17 protein-coding genes are annotated in these 16,276 nt (G+C 55.6%); 9 read left to right on the forward strand and 8 right to left on the reverse strand.

All coding sequences use genetic code 11. The features are described from left to right. The first annotated feature begins 30 nt into the window (after positions 1-30). Together ACN0RL_RS00315 and ACN0RL_RS00320 are read left to right on the forward strand one after the other, a co-directional pair. On the forward strand, positions 31-411 hold the full coding sequence (locus ACN0RL_RS00315; RefSeq protein WP_417512644.1) for a rhodanese-like domain-containing protein: 381 nt from the start codon (positions 31-33) through the stop codon (positions 409-411). Positions 412-453: 42 nt separating this feature from the next. Next, positions 454-1,422 (forward strand): diguanylate cyclase, encoded by a 969-nt coding sequence (locus ACN0RL_RS00320; RefSeq protein WP_417512645.1) that lies wholly within the window; start codon positions 454-456, stop codon positions 1,420-1,422. A gap of 21 nt (positions 1,423-1,443) precedes the next feature. On the opposite strand, the gene ACN0RL_RS00325 is transcribed toward ACN0RL_RS00320, so the two are convergent. The 3 genes from ACN0RL_RS00325 to ACN0RL_RS00335 all read right to left on the reverse strand — a co-directional run bounded on the left by ACN0RL_RS00325 (position 1,444) and on the right by ACN0RL_RS00335 (position 3,521). Beyond that, on the reverse strand, positions 1,444-1,869 hold the full coding sequence (locus ACN0RL_RS00325; RefSeq protein ID WP_417512646.1) for a hotdog fold thioesterase: 426 nt from the start codon (positions 1,867-1,869) through the stop codon (positions 1,444-1,446). A 46-nt stretch (positions 1,870-1,915) separates the two neighbouring features. Further along, a complete protein-coding gene (locus tag ACN0RL_RS00330) occupies positions 1,916-2,686 on the reverse strand; it encodes a substrate-binding periplasmic protein (protein ID WP_417512647.1) in 771 nt (256 codons plus the stop codon). An 82-nt stretch (positions 2,687-2,768) separates the two neighbouring features. After that, a complete protein-coding gene (locus tag ACN0RL_RS00335; protein WP_417512648.1) occupies positions 2,769-3,521 on the reverse strand; it encodes a substrate-binding periplasmic protein in 753 nt (250 codons plus the stop codon). Between the two features lie 203 nt (positions 3,522-3,724). On the opposite strand from ACN0RL_RS00335, the gene ACN0RL_RS00340 reads away from it, so the two are divergent. The 3 genes from ACN0RL_RS00340 (at position 3,725) to ACN0RL_RS00350 (ending at position 6,314) form a co-directional block, all read left to right on the forward strand. Next, positions 3,725-4,408, forward strand: a complete 684-nt coding sequence (locus ACN0RL_RS00340; protein ID WP_417512649.1) for a type 1 glutamine amidotransferase domain-containing protein — start codon at positions 3,725-3,727, stop codon at positions 4,406-4,408. A gap of 134 nt (positions 4,409-4,542) precedes the next feature. After that, entirely contained in the window at positions 4,543-5,271 is a 729-nt protein-coding gene (locus ACN0RL_RS00345) for a flagellar motor protein MotA (RefSeq protein ID WP_417512650.1), read from the forward strand. Beyond that, entirely contained in the window at positions 5,268-6,314 is a 1,047-nt protein-coding gene (locus ACN0RL_RS00350) for a peptidoglycan -binding protein (RefSeq protein WP_417512651.1), read from the forward strand. The genes ACN0RL_RS00345 and ACN0RL_RS00350 overlap by 4 nt, the downstream gene beginning before the upstream one ends. On the opposite strand, the gene ACN0RL_RS00355 is transcribed toward ACN0RL_RS00350, so the two are convergent. Further along, complete coding sequence (locus ACN0RL_RS00355) at positions 6,315-7,259, reverse strand: ketopantoate reductase family protein (protein WP_417512652.1); 945 nt, start codon at positions 7,257-7,259, stop codon at positions 6,315-6,317. A gap of 59 nt (positions 7,260-7,318) precedes the next feature. Then, complete coding sequence (locus tag ACN0RL_RS00360) at positions 7,319-8,431, reverse strand: S-(hydroxymethyl)glutathione dehydrogenase/class III alcohol dehydrogenase (RefSeq protein ID WP_417512653.1); 1,113 nt, start codon at positions 8,429-8,431, stop codon at positions 7,319-7,321. A gap of 170 nt (positions 8,432-8,601) precedes the next feature. Between ACN0RL_RS00360 and ACN0RL_RS00365 the strand changes: the two genes are divergently transcribed. The 4 genes from ACN0RL_RS00365 (at position 8,602) to ACN0RL_RS00380 (ending at position 12,190) form a co-directional block, all read left to right on the forward strand. Beyond that, entirely contained in the window at positions 8,602-9,927 is a 1,326-nt protein-coding gene (locus ACN0RL_RS00365; protein ID WP_417512901.1) for a DASH family cryptochrome, read from the forward strand. Between the two features lie 48 nt (positions 9,928-9,975). Further along, the gene (locus ACN0RL_RS00370; protein WP_417512654.1) at positions 9,976-10,395 is read left to right on the forward strand and encodes a YkvA family protein; all 420 of its coding nucleotides are present in this window, start codon (positions 9,976-9,978) and stop codon (positions 10,393-10,395) included. Between the two features lie 65 nt (positions 10,396-10,460). Further along, positions 10,461-11,237, forward strand: a complete 777-nt coding sequence (locus tag ACN0RL_RS00375; RefSeq protein ID WP_417512655.1) for a MotA/TolQ/ExbB proton channel family protein — start codon at positions 10,461-10,463, stop codon at positions 11,235-11,237. Between the two features lie 5 nt (positions 11,238-11,242). Continuing rightward, the gene (locus ACN0RL_RS00380; RefSeq protein ID WP_417512656.1) at positions 11,243-12,190 is read left to right on the forward strand and encodes a flagellar motor protein MotB; all 948 of its coding nucleotides are present in this window, start codon (positions 11,243-11,245) and stop codon (positions 12,188-12,190) included. Positions 12,191-12,197: 7 nt separating this feature from the next. Here ACN0RL_RS00380 and ACN0RL_RS00385 read toward each other — a convergent pair whose 3' ends face one another. The 3 genes from ACN0RL_RS00385 to ACN0RL_RS00395 are packed head-to-tail and all read right to left on the reverse strand — an operon-like array spanning position 12,198 to position 16,257. Next, positions 12,198-13,283 carry a lipocalin-like domain-containing protein gene (locus ACN0RL_RS00385; protein WP_417512657.1) on the reverse strand — a complete coding sequence of 362 codons (1,086 nt, stop codon included), beginning with the start codon at positions 13,281-13,283 and terminating at the stop codon, positions 12,198-12,200. Then, positions 13,280-15,580 (reverse strand): FtsX-like permease family protein, encoded by a 2,301-nt coding sequence (locus ACN0RL_RS00390; RefSeq protein ID WP_417512658.1) that lies wholly within the window; start codon positions 15,578-15,580, stop codon positions 13,280-13,282. The genes ACN0RL_RS00385 and ACN0RL_RS00390 overlap by 4 nt, the downstream gene beginning before the upstream one ends. Next, entirely contained in the window at positions 15,577-16,257 is a 681-nt protein-coding gene (locus ACN0RL_RS00395) for an ABC transporter ATP-binding protein (RefSeq protein ID WP_417512659.1), read from the reverse strand. Before ACN0RL_RS00395 ends, ACN0RL_RS00390 begins: the two co-directional genes overlap by 4 nt. Positions 16,258-16,276: the final 19 nt, after the last annotated feature.

A 16,276-nucleotide genomic window follows, 5' to 3' on the forward strand; every position in this document is an offset into this window, starting at 1 on the left:
AGAGTACATTCAAAGTACGGAAAATCGGTTATGAAAACAGCCCAGGATTTTGTCGCCGAAGCCAGGCAGCACATTCAGGAAATATCCCTTAAAGAAGCTGACGAAGCGATTCAGGCAGCAGACCTGTTGGTAGACGTTCGTGACGGCGACGAATACCGACAAAGCCACATCCCCCACGCTACGAACATTTCCCGGGGCCTGCTGGAGTTCAAATTCAGCAATGATCCGGCGCTGGCGAACCGGGATATGAAGATTGTGGTTTACTGCAAAAACTCAGGCCGTGCAGCGATGAGTGCCAGGGCTCTGCAAGACATGGGATACCTGCACGTACAGTCGATTGAGGGTGGCTTTGACGCCTGGCAGGAAGCCGGTAAGCCGATAGCCAAACCGGAACTGCCATTATTCGACTGATCGTTGCTATACTGCGCCGATTATCTCGAAGAACTGACGCCAATGACTACTCATGACGCCAAGCACACCATTCCTTCCCGGAGCGTTGACCCCGATTTCTCAGGGCAATTGCCTGTGGCAGGGCTCCAGACAATTCTCGACAATCTCGATGCCTTGGTGTATGTCGCTGATTTTGACACTTATGAGCTGCTATACATAAATGCTTACGGGCGGAGGGTATGGGGCCAGTTCCAGAAAGGCCAGAAGTGCTGGAAAGTTCTTCAGAATAACGATGGCCCCTGCAGTTTCTGCACAAACAGCCTGTTGGTCAAAAACCATGGGGAAGCATCCGGCATACATGTATGGGAATTCCAGAACGAGGTGTCCAGACAATGGTATCAATGCCGGGACCAGGCAATTGAGTGGACCGACGGGCGTCTGGTTCGCCTGGAAATTGCCACCGACATCACCGATCGCAAGAACATGGAACTGGCCCTGCAAAGCGCCCGGCAGCAAGCCGAGGCAGCTTCTCTGCAGGACGAACTCACCCTCCTGAACAACCGCAGGGCATTCTTCCAGTTTGGCGATCAACTCCTCAAACAGGCGCGCCGACACAAGGCGCCACTGGCCGTAATAATGTTCGATCTAGACCACTTCAAACAGATCAACGATGGTTATGGCCATGAGGCGGGGGATGCGGTTCTCAGAGAGGTAGGCAGTTTGCTGATGGCCAAAGTACGGGAATCCGACGTTGCCGCGCGCATTGGCGGCGAAGAGTTTGCCGTACTCTTGCCAGACACGTCTCTGGCCCAGGCTATGGAGCTGGCTGAACGATTACGCTTTCTGTTGCAGGACCTGCGGATTCGCTACCGACAAACAGAACTCCGCCAAAAGGCCAGTTTTGGCGTGGCCATGCTGTCAATAGACGACGATCGGCTTGAGGCATTGCTCTCGCGAGCAGATGAAGCCATGTACCTGTCCAAGACAAAAGGCCGGGACAGGGTACATCTTTTTTCACAGATCCGAGATTGATTCGAGAGCAACCCGACTAGCCTAAGGCCGCCGTGTAACCGCCATGGTCAGGCGAGAGATACAGGTCGTTTTACCCGCTTCATTTTCCAGACGGATCTCCCATACCTGGGTCGCGCTGCCAATGTGAATGGGCCTGGCCGTCCCATAAACCCAGCCTTTGGTAACCGGGCGAATATGGTTGGCATTGATTTCAAGCCCGACTGCGACGGTATCAGGATCTTTCAGGCAGCAGTTGGCAGCCATACTGCCCAGGGTTTCTGCCAGGACCACCGACGATCCTCCGTGGAGAATCCCGAAAGGCTGGACCGTGCGCTGATCAACCGGCATCCGGCCTGTTACATAATCGTCACCGATTTCGGTGTACTCAATGCCCATATGGCTTACAGCTGTGTTAGCGCTGGCTTTAGCCAGATGCTCAAGGTCCGGTTTCAGGGTCCAGATTGCCATACTGATAAAACTCTCTGACAGGTTAAAATGAAGTGTCTCGCTGCCGCTATGGCTTCAGAGACATATAACGGGCCGTGTACTCACTGACAATCTCGGCCAGACGACCTGAATTGACCAGTTTATACAGGTTATCTGCAATACGTTCACGGAGTTCAAACGTGTTGCATTGCGAGTTCTTGGAAAACGTAAAAAAAAGCCCTTCGTTGCTGATGGGCACTTCCAGAGAAACAAACTCGTCTGCAAGACCAAGACGTTGAAGCTTTACCTGCCCCTGCAAACGTTCGTACAAAACGTAATCAACTCGCCCTGCCAATGCCATTTCAAAGGATTGCTCTATGGTTCTGACACCGACAATTTGTAGATTTCGTTCAGCATAGCGGTCAAAGCTCTGCCCGAAACTGTTATTGATCAGCGTACTCCCCTGCTTTCCTTTCAGGTCGGGCCAGTGACGATAATCAAACACCCCTTCTTTGGGCACCCAGACAGCCGTCGAAAGATAAGTGAAAGGCGGCAACAGATAATCCATATACTGGATCCGCTCGGAGTTAATAAAAGCACCGGCAATCATATCGAGCTCCCCCACTCTGGCAAGGCGCTGAACTCGCGCCCAGGACCCAAGACTCTGAACCTCCAGGTTCACGCCAAGTGGTTCTAGAATTTCTCTCAGCAGAGCCGTTGCCGCGCCCGTCAGATATTCCGGGGTTCGGGGATCTTCCCAGAGAAGAGGCGGGTACTCCGGGTTGCCGCTAACAGTCAAGGTTTTGCAGGCCGGCTCTGCCGCTAATGCATTACAAAAAACCATCAGGGCTAACAGCACGGGAAACAGCCTGCTGGCGGTGATCGTTATCTTTTTTCGGGAGCCTGACAAGTGAGCGACCATCCTGTTTTGCCTTAACGGATCACAGAGCGTACTGATCCATATACTTCAATACCAGATCTTCGTATATGCCTTCTGCCTCTATCAGCTTGAGTGCGGCACGTATGTCGTCAGAATATTCCAATACCGGTGAGTTTCGTGCAACGGCAATCCACGAGCGCTCTCCGGGTACAAAAAACGGAGATACCTTCACCGACAGGCCGAGCTCGCGAACCGTATACAACCCTACAAGCTCGGGAACAACAACAACATCCACGCGGCCTTTTTCCATCATCAGCATCAGGTTCTCATACCGGGGGGCGGCTTCTTTATGCAACCGCTCATCGTTATCAAACCGTGTGAAATAACTGGAGCCTTCCAGTACGCCAATCGTTTTATCATAGAGATCCGCGTATCGCTCAATGCGGCTGGAATCATCGATATACAGGAACAGCTTGCGTTCCGGCGGAAAGGCAGGTGCAACGAATACCATCTGCTCATCTCTCCCGGACGTATCGAGGGCTCCAAGCATGACATCCACCTCGCCCAGACTAATCATCTTCAGGACCCGCCGGAATGGGGCTTCCCGATAATGAGTTTTCCAGCCAAGGCGATCCGTGATTTCCTGAAAAATCTCGACATAAAGACCTGTGGGCCGCGCACCCTCGATAATCCGGTAAGGTGGCGCATGATTAGCACCCACCGTAACCGTCAGGGCACGAACGGTCTCGGTTCCCTGCTGGGCATCCGCAGAAAGAGCCATCACCGAAAATATAACGGCAATAAGTACTCGCATTGTCTGTCGTCTCTCCACACCGAAAAAACCGATCACGAACAGTGATCTGTACATAGTATAGACGCTCTCAGATCTGCAATCGCCCGGGCTGCGTAAAAAGACTTGCTTTACAACGGTTGAATTACACCGCTTGCAGCACAAGGACTGGTAGCAGATCTGGTAAAACAGGTGATTCTCACTCTTCAACGAAAAGGACAGGCACTATGAAGATCCTCATGGTTCTGACTTCCCACGACCAGATGGGCGATACTGGCCATAAAACCGGCTTCTGGCTGGAAGAATTCACCGCACCCTATTATGTATTCCGCGACGCGGGTGCAGATATCACCATTGCATCTCCAAAAGGCGGTAAGCCGCCGGTCGACCCTAACAGCGAAGCCGACGAGGCCCTGACGGAAACGACCCGGCGTTTTCAGGCGGATGCTCACGCCAAAGAAGCACTCGCCAGCACGAAAAAACTCGGCGATGTTGATATGAACGGGTTTGATGCTGTTTTCTACCCGGGTGGTCACGGCCCTCTGTGGGACTTGGTTAACGACGAAAAATCTGTTGCTCTGCTCAAAGCTGCCTACGAGCAGGACAAGGTCATTGGCGCTGTATGTCATGCGCCTGCAGTGTTCAAAAACGTCGAAATCAAGCCTGGCCAGAATCTGGTTGGCGGTCGCCAGGTAACCGGCTTCAGTAACAGCGAAGAGGAAGCAGTTGGTCTCGCAACCATCGTTCCGTTTTTGCTTGAAGACATGCTCAAGGAAAACACCGCCACCTACTCCAAAGGTGACGACTGGGCACCGCACATTGTTGTGGATGGCAAACTGATCACCGGCCAGAACCCTGCTTCTTCCGAGGGTGCTGCCAAGGCTGTGGTTCAGGCCTTGCAGGAAGGCTGAACTCCCTTATCCCCGGCCGGGCAGTTTGCCTTGCCGGGGAACCCTCACTCACATAATCTCCCGCCAATTAAGCATCAAGATCCGTCAGTCTGTGCTAACGTTTTGAAGAACATCTCAAAAGGCTGGCTTTTTTCATGAGTAATCCAAAACATACCCTTTTCTGGATGACCTTTTTTCTGGCGATTGTTGCGGTCGTCGGCGTGCTGGTCCATAAACCGTTAATCACTGCATTTATGGCGAACTGGGTCTTCAACCTGTTAATTGTTGGCGTTCTGATTGTGGGAATTGGCCTGACCTATCGTCAGGTATTCGTGTTATTCCCCGAACTGCGCTGGATCGCCCAGTTTCGCACCGGCCATTCCGGCCTTTCGGTTCTTGAAGAACCTCGCTTGCTCAAGCCGTTGGCACGGCAGCTGGGCGAAGATTCCAAGCGTGATCGCTTCACCCTCTCAACCATGTCACTCCGAACGGTTCTGGATGGCATTCATTCCAGAATGGACGAACAGCGCGAAATCACACGCTACTTCATCAACCTGCTGGTTTTTCTTGGTCTTCTCGGAACCTTCTGGGGCTTGCTGGGCACCATCAATGCGGTTGGCGAGGTCATTACCAACCTGGATATGGGCCAGGGCGATTTCGGCAAAGTCTTTGCGGATCTTCAGACGGGATTGTTAACGCCCTTGCAGGGTATGGGGACAGCATTCAGCTCATCCCTGCTCGGCCTTGGTGGCTCGCTGATACTGGGCTTTCTCGACATTCAGGCCGGCCATGCCCAGAACCGTTTCTATGACGGGCTGGAAGAGTGGCTGACCGGCGTGACCAACCTGCTGGACCCGTTCACCAGCGATGAACGCCAGCCATGATTGGATCCAGACGTAGAAGCCGAAGCACCACTAACGTTTGGCCGGGGTATGTGGATGCGCTCTCGGCCCTGCTGATGTTGGTGATCTTCATGCTGCTGATTTATGTGGTCAGCCAGCTTTTCCTGTCCCAGACACTGTCTGACCGAAACTCCGAGCTGGCACGGCTGAACCAGCGGCTGAGCGAAATATCACAACTTCTGGGGTTGGAACAGAGCAAAACGGAAGCCCTGGAGCAGCAGATGCTCACCGTTCAGAGCAACTTCAGCGACAGTCTGGCCCGGAACGAGGATCTGCAGGACCGGCTGGATGCCTCTCGCAACCAGCTGATGCAGCAAACCGCCGATGCTGAGGCACGGGCTGAAAGGCTGGCGAACATGAATCAGGAGCTGGACGACAAAGACGAACTTTCTGCCAGCCAGCAGAACATGATCCTGCGGCTGTCCAATCAGATTGCATCCCTGCAGAACCAACTGCGGCAGATAACCGCTGCACTGAAACTGCAAAAAGAAATGACTGCAGACAAGGAAGGCGAACTGGAAAATGTCAGTCGGCGCCTGAATACACTGCTGGCGGAGCGTATCAACCAGCTGGAACAGTACCAGTCCGAGTTTTTCTCACGGTTGCGGAACATTCTGGCCGCCAATGAAAACATCCGCATTGTCGGCGACCGGTTCCTGCTGCCATCCGAACTGCTGTTCGCTTCCGGCTCGGCCCAACTGGGCGAGGCGGGCAAGCGCGAGCTCGACAAGCTGGCCGGTGTGTTGCTTGATGTGGTTAAAACGATTCCAGACGACCTGGACTGGATCCTGCGCATTGACGGTCACACCGATCTGATCCCGATCAATACACCACAGTTCCCCTCCAATTGGGAACTATCGACCGCTCGTGCGGTGGCGGTAGTCCGCTATCTTGCGAACCAGAGCGTGCCGCAAAACCGCATGGTCGCCGCAGGTTTTGGTGAGTTTTTCCCGGTGGCGGATGGTACGACAGCCGGGGCGTTGCAGAAGAACCGGCGCATCGAGATCAAACTTACGGATCGCTAGCTAGCCCAGGCCATGCTCCAGAAGAGCATTAACGGTAGCGGTATAAGGGGCATCGATACCGAGCGTCCTGGAACGACGAAGCACCGCCCCCGCTATACTGTCCAGTTCCAGGGGGCGGCCTTTTTCCTTATCAACCAGCATCGACGTTTTGATCGCGTTAAAGCTGCTGATCAGGCTGAACATCTCATCGACATCCTTTTTTCCAAGGTCCAGACCGTCGGCCTTTGCCGCTGCCGCTGTTTCCGCCATCATGCCATACACAATACCGCTGAAATGCGGGTGTCGGGTGAGGCTTTGCGTGTCCAGCCCGGTGAGGGCCGAGATCGGATTGACGCCATTGTTGATCAACAACTTACGCCAGAGCTCGTAGCGAATGTCATCTGAAATCGCAGTAGGGATACCGGCCTGTTCGAAAGCGCTCTGCAATATTTCCAGAAGCGGGCGACGGGCATCCTGTTCGTCCGGAACAGCCGGCCATTCGCCCATAACAATCTGGGCAACACCCTCCGCCTCAACAACGCCCGGCTCAACAATATGGCCACCGATACGCACTGCCAATCCGCCCAGAACACGGCTTTCGCCAAGTACCCGGGCAATCATGGGCTCGTTGTCCACACCGTTCTGTAACGACAGGACCGGCACGTCACTTTGCGCCAGCCACGGGGCAAGCTCTTTCAGAACGGCTTGTGTTGCGTTCGATTTGAGCGCAATGACGATGACATCAAAATCACCAGGCTGATAGTTCTGTATAAGCGCGGCGTGATCAACAGCCGGAGCACGACACTCTATGCGCCGGTTTTCATAGTGGACCACCAGGCCTTTTTTCTGCAGGGCAGCGAGGTGTGCACCCCGGGCCGTAAGCACAACCCGGTGACCGGCCTCAAACAGTCTCGCGCCGTAATAGCCGCCAATACCACCTGCGCCGATCATGAGAATGCTGAGCATGAAAGAAGGCCTCTTGCTGGTTATTTTCGGCCGCAGCCGGGAGCTACCAAACACATGGTTTAAAAATTAATCACCGTCCGGATGCTCTTACCCTCATGCATCAGGTCAAACGCCTTGTTGATGTCCTCCAGCGGCATTTCGTGGGTAATGAACACATCCAGCGGAATCTCGCCCTTTTCGGCTTTCTCCACGTAGCCCGGCAGCTCGCTGCGGCCTTTCACGCCACCGAACGCTGAGCCTTTCCAGACCCGGCCGGTGACCAGCTGGAACGGACGAGTGCTGATTTCTTCACCGGCACCGGCAACGCCGATGATAATCGATTCACCCCATCCCTTGTGGCAGCACTCCAGGGCTGAGCGCATCAGCTGCACATTGCCAACGCACTCGAACGAGTAATCCACGCCGCCGTCGGTCATGTCGACGATGACTTCCTGAATCGGTTTGTCGTAATCTTTCGGGTTAACCACATCAGTGGCACCAAGCTGCTGCGCAATATCGAATTTCCCCGGGTTGATGTCGACTGCAATAATACGCCCGGCCTTCGCCATTTTGGCCCCGATTATTGCCGCCAGACCGATGCCACCCAGGCCAAATATCGCCACCGTTGCACCTTCTTCAACCTTGGCAGTATTGAGCACCGCACCAATGCCGGTGGTTACACCACAGCCCAACAGGCACACTTTGTCCAGCGGCGCTTCTTTAGGAATTTTCGCCAGAGAAACCTCCGGCAGCACGGTGTATTCCGAGAAAGTTGAACAGCCCATGTAGTGATACAGTGGCTCGCCTTTGTATGAGAAACGGGACGTACCATCGGGCATCACACCCTTACCCTGGGTGGCGCGAACAGCACCGCACAGGTTGGTCTTGCCAGAGGTGCAGAATTTGCACTTACCGCACTCGGCGGTGTAAAGCGGAATAACGTGATCGCCAACTTCAAGACCGGTTACGCCTTCACCAAGAGCTTCAACGATACCGCCGCCCTCATGGCCCAGAATGGTGGGAAACAGACCTTCTGGATCCGCGCCTGAGAGGGTATAGGCATCCGTATGGCAAACCCCGGTCGCAACAATACGAATCAGGACCTCGCCCTTCTGGGGTGGTGCGACGTCAACTTCTACAATTTCCAGCGGCTTGTTGGCTTCAAAGGCCACTGCGGCACGGGATTTAATCATCTTGAATCTCCTCATATCCTATTTGGCAAAGCCGTCACCGGCCTCATGCCCGCTACTGTAACATTGAAAAACACCTCCGGCTCGTCTGCTGCCCGGCAATCCCTATGGCAGCCAGCCACGTAAATCTGTTACTGGCATTCATGAAACGTCTGAAATACGGGATCGTCACTTTGCGCACACTTTACTGGTTTACCCGGGATCTCCGCCTGCACGACAATGCAGCCCTGCTGGCAGCCTCCAGAACTGACATGCTGCTATGTGTTTATGTGGTTGATCCTCGCTGGTTCACATCCGGCCCTATGCAGTCCAAAGCCATGGGCGCTCACCGCTGGCGTTTCTTATGGCAAAGCCTGATGGGGCTGGAACGCAGCCTCCGGGCTCTCGGCCAGCGGCTGCACATTGCCTATGGCAAGCCCGAAGAAATAATTCCGGCACTTGTGCACGACCATAAAATAAACAGCGTAATCCGTTCACGCCAACCGGGAACTCGGGAAGCAGGCCAGTGGCAAGCCATTCGTGACAAGCTGCCGGGAAAAGTGTTGCAGGAATTCGAAACGCTCAGCCTGTACACCGAAGGCTCGCTCCCCATGAGTCTTGAGGATTTACCGGATACCTTTTCAAAGTTTCGCAAACTGATCGAAAACTCCGGTGAAACCACTCCTTCACCACTACGAATCCGCACTCTTACGGCGTTGCCACCGGCGCCAGGATTTCCCGAAGATAACCGGGGAGAATGTCCTGCAGTGAAAGAGCCAAAGCACTCTATTCCATTCACTGGCGGAGAAAAGGCCGGCCTGGCGCGGCTGCGGGAATTTCTGTTTATCAATCACGCCATCAACGACTACAAACAAACGCGAAATGCCCTGGACACCTGGGATGCCTCCTCAAAGTTCTCACCCTGGCTGGCGGATGGTTCGCTCTCCGCGCGGGAAGTTGCAGAAACCATTGCTGAATACGAGCGCACTGAAACCTGCAACGAATCCACTTACTGGCTGTGGTTCGAGCTTCTTTGGCGGGAGTATTTTTACTGGTACGCCGTTAAACATGGTGCTGATCTGTTCCGGCGCGATGGAGTGCAGCGCAAACGCCGGCCTGTCACTTTTTACGGGCACCGCTTCAAAGCCTGGTGCGAGGGTAATACCCGATACCCGCTGGTAAACGCCGCCATGAACCAGCTCCGGGAAACCGGCTACATGAGCAATCGGGGCCGGCAACTGGCAGCCAGCTGTTTCGTGAACGAGCTGGAACTGGACTGGCGTTACGGCGCCGCATGGTTCGAGGAGCAGTTGATCGATTATGATGTCGCAAGCAATTATGGTAACTGGCAGTACCTGGCGGGTGTAGGCGCCGACCCACGAGGCCTCCGCCGATTCAACCTTGAGAAGCAGGCGCAACAGTATGATCCTGCCGGCACCTTTGTCAGCAAGTGGCGGGGCCAGGCCGAACAACCCGTGGGATTACACACGGTGGATGCGGCAGATTGGCCGATTTCATGACATTATTGCGTCTGGATATCGAATTTAATCAATAGAGGACACTTGTTCATGGCTCTGTTCAGCCAGAAAAATGCACGTAAGCAGTTGGATGAAGAAGCAGGGAAGGTGAATCGTGCGGATCTGGAAACTCTGCTGGATCGTCAGCAGGCTATTGAAGCAAAGGTCAAAGGCAGCGGCAAACTGAAGCGGTTCAGCGCCGATATCAAGCTGATGTTTTCCATGCTACGGGATTACTGGAACGGCAGTTACCGGGACATCCCCTGGAAAACCATTGCTGCGGTAGCCGGAGCGCTATTGTATGTTATGAACCCGCTGGATTTTATTCCCGACCTGATTGTCGGCATCGGTTTTGTGGACGATGTTGGTGTCGTTGCACTGTGTTTGAAGCTGGTTGAGTCTGATCTGCACAAGTACGCCGCCTGGAAAGAATTAAACGATGAGGTCACGCAATCGACACAAGCGGATTGATTGAATAATGAACTACAGGTAATCTCATCACCCTACTTTAAATCGTCAAATCCTCTGGAGAGCATGTGGATTTAGCCACACTGATCGGTCTTCTCGGTGCCCTTTTACTTATCGTGACCGCCGTTGTTCTTGGCGCAGCTCCCGATGTCTTTCTCAACTCCTCGTCATTGCTGATCGTTGTTGGTGGAACCCTGCTGGTTGTGCTTGCCAAGTTCAGCATCCCTCAGTTTCTTGGGGCCTTCAAAGCGGCTGCCCGGGCATTCAAGTTCAAGCTCCCGGAAACCCAGGCCAGCATTGAAGAACTGGTAGACGTTGCCAATGTTGCTCGCAAAGAGGGTGCACTCGGGCTCGAGGGACGAGATGTCACGTCACCGTTTCTGAGCAGCGGCATCCAGATGCTGGTCGATGGCCAGACCGGCGAGACGATAAAGCAGCTCCTTGATAAAGAACGACTGATGACGCTGGACCACAACCGCTCTGGCTCGAAAGTCTTTATGGCAATGGCGGATGTGGCGCCGGCAATGGGCATGATCGGCACCCTGATTGGCCTGGTGCAGATGCTCTCCAACATGGAAGACCCGAAATCCATCGGGCCGGCCATGGCCGTCGCGCTGCTGACCACGCTTTACGGCGCAATGATCGCGACCATGATTGCCACACCTATTGCCGACAAGCTATCCCTGCGAATGACCGAAGAAGCCCGCCTGCAGATGCTTTATACAGATGCGCTGGTGGCCATTCAGCATGGCACAAACCCCCGTATTATCGAACAGATGCTCTCCAGCTACCTGACTCCGAAGGAGCGCGCCAAAGCGCCTGAGGCGGAGGCCGCCAGCGGATAAGCCCCATGGATGAGCTGCCAGAAGAAGAAAAACCGGGTATCCCGGCCTGGGTTGTCACCTTCGCCGATCTGATGTCGTTGTTGATGTGTTTCTTTGTGCTTCTGTTGTCGTTTTCTGAAATCGACGCGATGAAGTTCAAGCAGATAGCCGGTGAGCTCTCAAAGGCGTTCGGCGTTCAGCGCGATATACCCGCGCTTGAGATTCCCCAAGGCACCAGCCCGATTTTCGACAAGTTTTCCCCAGCGCCTCCCGAGCCAACACTGGTCAATGAAATAAAGCAGACGACAACCGATCAGCAGCCAGAACTTCAGACCCTGAAAAGCACGACAGAAGAGGCCCTGGAAGCCGCTGCGCAAGAATCCCTTGAGGCCAGCACGTCAAGCATCCGGGAAGTTCTTGAGGAAGCCATTGATGATGGCCGGATTACCGTGGAAACAGATCAGGACCAGCATCGTATCGTTATACGAGTAGAGGAGAAAGGCTCGTTCCCTTCTGGCTCGGCAGAACTGACCTATGAGTTTGAGGGCCTGCTTCTGGAAATGGCGAAAGTGCTGGCAGAAATGCCTGGCAAGCTTATGGTAGAAGGGCACACCGACGATATACCGATACGGACCTCCCGCTTCTACAGCAACTGGGATCTTTCCGCAGCCCGCTCCGCCGCGGTCGCAAACGTTTTGCTGGCTACCGGCGATGTTGAGCCCACTCGCCTGGCAGTGAAAGGGCTGGCTGATACAGAGCCCCGGGTAGAAAATATCTCTGCAGAAAACCGCGCAAAGAACCGCCGCGTGGAGATTATTATTGATCTGTCCGAACCCCTGGAGGAGCAAGGTGTGAAGTTGCGTGAGCTGATTGAAAAAGATGCCAGCGAACGCGAAGCCATCATCGATATCCGCCCTGTGAGTCCGGATTCGGATTCGGATTCAGATTCAGAGTCGGGCACGATTACCTGGTAAAAAACTCTCAGTCAGCGTAACCCGTCAGCTCCATGTAACCCTCTCCAGTGTGGCTTCCAGTCACGGTTACCGGGCTTTCCCAATAAGGGTAAAGCCCCCGGTTAAGATAATCGCCGGGTGGTGCATTCAACTGCAGTTCTACCTGGTAGGCCGGAATGCTGAGCTGCCAGCGTACGGGCACACTGTCGCGTCGCTCCAGTTCTTTCAGGCTCAGCTGCTCGGAGCTCAGTGGCACGGGATCATCCTCTGCGGGAAGCCAGGTGCCTGATAGAAAACTGCCGCTGTCATCCCGCAAGCGAAAGGCCATCAGCTTGTCGCCGCTATCGAGGTGCAGCGCAAACCAGTCCCAGCCTTTTTGCCCGGTTTTAAGAAGCTGGCTGCTCCATTCCCTGTCAAACCAGCCCTTGCCCCTGACCGCCAGCACCTCGCCATCCAGCGTCACTTCACCGGTAATGGCGATGTCTACCAAACTGAAATACATCGAGCCTTCCCCGTTGGCAGATTTGGCGCTGAACCCTTGCTCACCGTGAGCCACAGGCGCGCCCTCAATGCTCAGGGTCAGGTCATAGCTCCAGCCATCACCAGCAGCTTGCAGGTGCCATTGATTGCTATCCGCGTTACCTGTCAGCTGCCAGTTATCCAGCCATACCCGAAACGGAACGGCGGTTGCGCCTGCATTCCCCATGTCGCCGCGCGCAAGTTTTTCGGCAAAATAGTGCTGGCCCTTCCAGCTAACAGCACCATGGGCCATCCAGGCGGCTTGCAGCGGCCAGTCTTTTGCGGCGGGCGCCGCTTCTGTCGCAGCTCTGGGCTGAATTGCCTGCCGGAACTGTGTCCATTGCAGCCCCAGAGGCTCACCCGCTGCCGTTTCAAGATTTGCGGTGAGATACCACCATTCACTGCGGTGCTGCGGATGCGGCCCGAAATCGGCAGGAAAAATAAGCCGGTCTCCCGGACCCGGCTGCAAATATGGCGTATCGGATGCAGCGCCTTGCTCAAGCCCCGCGAGACCGGCAAAACTGTCATCTCCGTTATCGCCCGAGCAACCGGCAAACAGTAACATCCCCAATAGCAAACCCGTGCACCGGTTCATCGCTCACCTCCGTTCATAGCGCTGGCAGGTGCAGGCACAACCGCAGGCCTGCCAAGCTGTCGACGCATCAGAACCGCGATGCTCAGGCCGATGGCGAGGCTGAGAATACAAAGCTCCAGCCAGAACGCGGGATACACAGCCATGGGCAACGACCAGCCAAACGCCAAAGGGTTAATCCGATGCACCAGCACCCAGGTCAGCCATATGCCAAGAGGCAACGCCAATATGGCGATACCTCCGGTTAATAGAAGCGCCAACCGCTGCAACTGACCTGCAACCTCACGCTGCGACATGCCCCAGACCACCAATAACCGGAAGTACCAGGCCCGGGTCGAGAAAAATACCCAACCCATCATCAGCAACGCGGAAGCAGCCAGAATCAGAGTCAGAAGTGTCATGGCGCGAGTGAGCGCAAAGGTCTGATCAAACACACCGGTGGCCAGCTCACGGATAGTGCCGTTGTCTCTCACCGTTAGCGCATTTACGCCCCAGATCCGCTGCAGTGCATCGGTAATCGGCGCGATTCCGGGCTCGCCGGGCGTTACGGACAAGCTCTCGAAGCGGACGTTGAAATTTTCAGGCAAGGTTTCAGCATTCAGCAGCACCTCCCCCACAGGCCGACCGTAGTCCGGGTAAACGCCCAACACCGAAAGCGCCTGAGGCTGATCACCAAGAATCAGTTGCAGGCGGTCACCAACTTGAAGCCGCTGCCGGCGCGCCAGCTGCTCGTTAATCATCACACCCTCGCCTGAGGCCAACATTTCCCAGGGCTGATCTGCCGCTTCCAGTAACGCCCATGCGCGTATCAGGGAGCCCACGGGGGAAACCGCAAACACATCCACCTGAGGGCTGCCCGCATTACCCACACCTGTCAGCTGGGCCTGCCCCCGAACCACTCTGTGCCACTGCAAACCGGGCTCGTTCACTTGCTGGCTGGTCAGCCATTCTGCCGCTTGGCGCCCGTCGGCTCCGGCTGACACTTCAATGTAATAAGCTGCCTCCAGTCGCTGGGCCAGCCAGTGATCAAAGGTATCCTCGAAGGTGGTGACCAGCGCCTGCACTGCAAGCACCATGGCGAGGGCAAACTGCAAGGCAACCAGTGGCAATGTGAGTTGGCGTGCCAGTACTGCCAGCTCCCGATAGCGCCACCGGGCGAGAGGGGCTTGCGAGATACCTGCGCACCTGTGGGCGAGATGGGCAATGGCTGCAGGTGTCAGCCAGCCGGCACCGGCGAAAACCAGAGCCACGGCCACAAACACCCATGCCAGCGACGGCGCCAGCCAGGCCAGGACCAGGCCTGCTGCCAGCAGGGCCGTCGCCAACCCTGCACGAACGGACACTGGCAGGGACAGGCGATCACGGAACCTGAGTACAAGCAGGTCCCCCAGGCAAGCAATCACCACCACTGTCAGCATAATCAGCACCGGCGTTATCCACCCCTGCCCCTGACCGGCATAAAGGGGAATATCAAACAGCCCGTCAAGAGCCTGACCAAAACCGCCTCCAAGCCCTGCCGCCAGCCAGCGGCCCAACCACACGCCCGGCACGACACACACCAGCGCCAGCACAATAATTTCCAGCACCAGCCAACGCTGAACCTGCCCCGACGACACGCCAAACCGGTTTAGCAGAGCAAAACTGTCACGGCGCTGTGCCAGCCCCAGCAGATACACGCTGCGCAACAACAGCGCGGTAATCAGCAACACCAACACACCCAAAGCTTCGAGATTGAGCAAAAAGCTGTCTCCGAGCTCTCCGGTGTCCGGGCTGGCTGCGAAGGTTTTCAGAGAGTAGCCCGCCGGCAGATCAGCAGCCCGGGTGGTTTCAGGTGTCAGCAGGTACAAACGGCTTTCGCGGGCGCTGACACCGGCTGCAGCGCGCATATCCATAAACGGTTGGCCATTCAGAGGCTGGTCCAGCGTCTGAGATGCGCCGGTTCCGGCCCCGAAGCAGTGGGCAGCCAGGGGATCAATCCCCACAAGGCGGTTTCCGGTCTCAGGGGTTACCTCCAGCCAGGGCATGACGCACACACCGGCAAGGCGCAGAGTTACAAAATCGTCGGTGGTCAGAGCACGACCATCACCCCGCAACACTTGCTGGCGCTCCGCCACGGCTTGCTCACTCTGGTCCAGGCTCGCTCTCGCCTGGCTGGTGAGGTGGCTGACACCCGTCCATAACATGGTGGCAAGTACAATCAGGACACCCAAAGCAACAAGCTGCAGTGGGTGGCGGCGATAATGGCTGAGAAGGGCAAGGGGCAGAGAGAAATAGGGGGAAAGAGACAGGGAGCTCTTCATACGCCACTCAGATGGCCAAGATCCAGATGCTGCTGGCAACCGGCCGCAAGTTCGGCGTCGTGGGTAGCCAGTATCAGACCGCAGCCGTAGCGGGCCTGAAGATCAAACAACACCTGAGTAACCTCGTCGGCAGTATGGCGATCAAGACTGCCCGTTGGCTCATCCGCCAGAATCAGCGCCGGCTCCATGGCAAACACCATAGCCAGAGCCGCTCGCTGGCGCTGACCACCGGATACCTGATCCGGGTAGCGTTGGGCCAACTCACCAATATCCAGGCGGGTGAGCCAGTCTTCACTGTTGGCTGGATCGCGGCCAGCAAGCTGAGCCCGGAACTGCACATTCTCCAGTAACGACAACGCCGGCATCAGGTTTGCTTCCTGAAACACCACGCCAATAGACTGTCTGCGCAACGCAGACCATGCTGTTGCGGTTCGACGCGCCAGAGAACCGCCAGCCTCAAAAACCTGACTCTGCATGACGATGGTGCCGGCGTCTGCCACCTCCAGACCACATAGCAGATTCAGCAGCGTGCTTTTACCGGAACCTGAGCGCCCTGTCAGCGCCAACGACTGGCCCTGCCCGAGAGTGAACGACAGCTTTTCAATAACCGGGACAGTTTCGTTGCCACTGACGAAATGTTTGCTCAGCCCACGAACAGCCAGCAGAGATTCAGTCATAAAGGTACCGCTCCTTACC

Source organism: Marinobacter sp. (assembly GCF_048259445.1).
GTDB lineage: Bacteria > Pseudomonadota > Gammaproteobacteria > Pseudomonadales > Oleiphilaceae > Marinobacter.

Excerpts from the sequence above, each read along its gene's own strand:
- ACN0RL_RS00355 (WP_417512652.1), bottom strand. The coding sequence starts at position 7,259 with ATGCTCAGCATTCTCATGATCGGCGCAGGTGGTATTGGCGGCTATTAC.
- ACN0RL_RS00340 (WP_417512649.1), top strand. The coding sequence starts at position 3,725 with ATGAAGATCCTCATGGTTCTGACTTCCCACGACCAGATGGGCGATACT.
- ACN0RL_RS00325 (WP_417512646.1), bottom strand. The coding sequence starts at position 1,869 with ATGGCAATCTGGACCCTGAAACCGGACCTTGAGCATCTGGCTAAAGCC.
- ACN0RL_RS00350 (WP_417512651.1), top strand. The coding sequence starts at position 5,268 with ATGATTGGATCCAGACGTAGAAGCCGAAGCACCACTAACGTTTGGCCG.
- ACN0RL_RS00390 (WP_417512658.1), bottom strand. The coding sequence starts at position 15,580 with ATGAAGAGCTCCCTGTCTCTTTCCCCCTATTTCTCTCTGCCCCTTGCC.
- ACN0RL_RS00320 (WP_417512645.1), top strand. The coding sequence starts at position 454 with ATGACTACTCATGACGCCAAGCACACCATTCCTTCCCGGAGCGTTGAC.
- ACN0RL_RS00360 (WP_417512653.1), bottom strand. The coding sequence starts at position 8,431 with ATGATTAAATCCCGTGCCGCAGTGGCCTTTGAAGCCAACAAGCCGCTG.
- ACN0RL_RS00370 (WP_417512654.1), top strand. The coding sequence starts at position 9,976 with ATGGCTCTGTTCAGCCAGAAAAATGCACGTAAGCAGTTGGATGAAGAA.
- ACN0RL_RS00395 (WP_417512659.1), bottom strand. The coding sequence starts at position 16,257 with ATGACTGAATCTCTGCTGGCTGTTCGTGGGCTGAGCAAACATTTCGTC.
- ACN0RL_RS00380 (WP_417512656.1), top strand. The coding sequence starts at position 11,243 with ATGGATGAGCTGCCAGAAGAAGAAAAACCGGGTATCCCGGCCTGGGTT.
- ACN0RL_RS00335 (WP_417512648.1), bottom strand. The coding sequence starts at position 3,521 with ATGCGAGTACTTATTGCCGTTATATTTTCGGTGATGGCTCTTTCTGCG.
- ACN0RL_RS00345 (WP_417512650.1), top strand. The coding sequence starts at position 4,543 with ATGAGTAATCCAAAACATACCCTTTTCTGGATGACCTTTTTTCTGGCG.
- ACN0RL_RS00315 (WP_417512644.1), top strand. The coding sequence starts at position 31 with ATGAAAACAGCCCAGGATTTTGTCGCCGAAGCCAGGCAGCACATTCAG.
- ACN0RL_RS00385 (WP_417512657.1), bottom strand. The coding sequence starts at position 13,283 with ATGAACCGGTGCACGGGTTTGCTATTGGGGATGTTACTGTTTGCCGGT.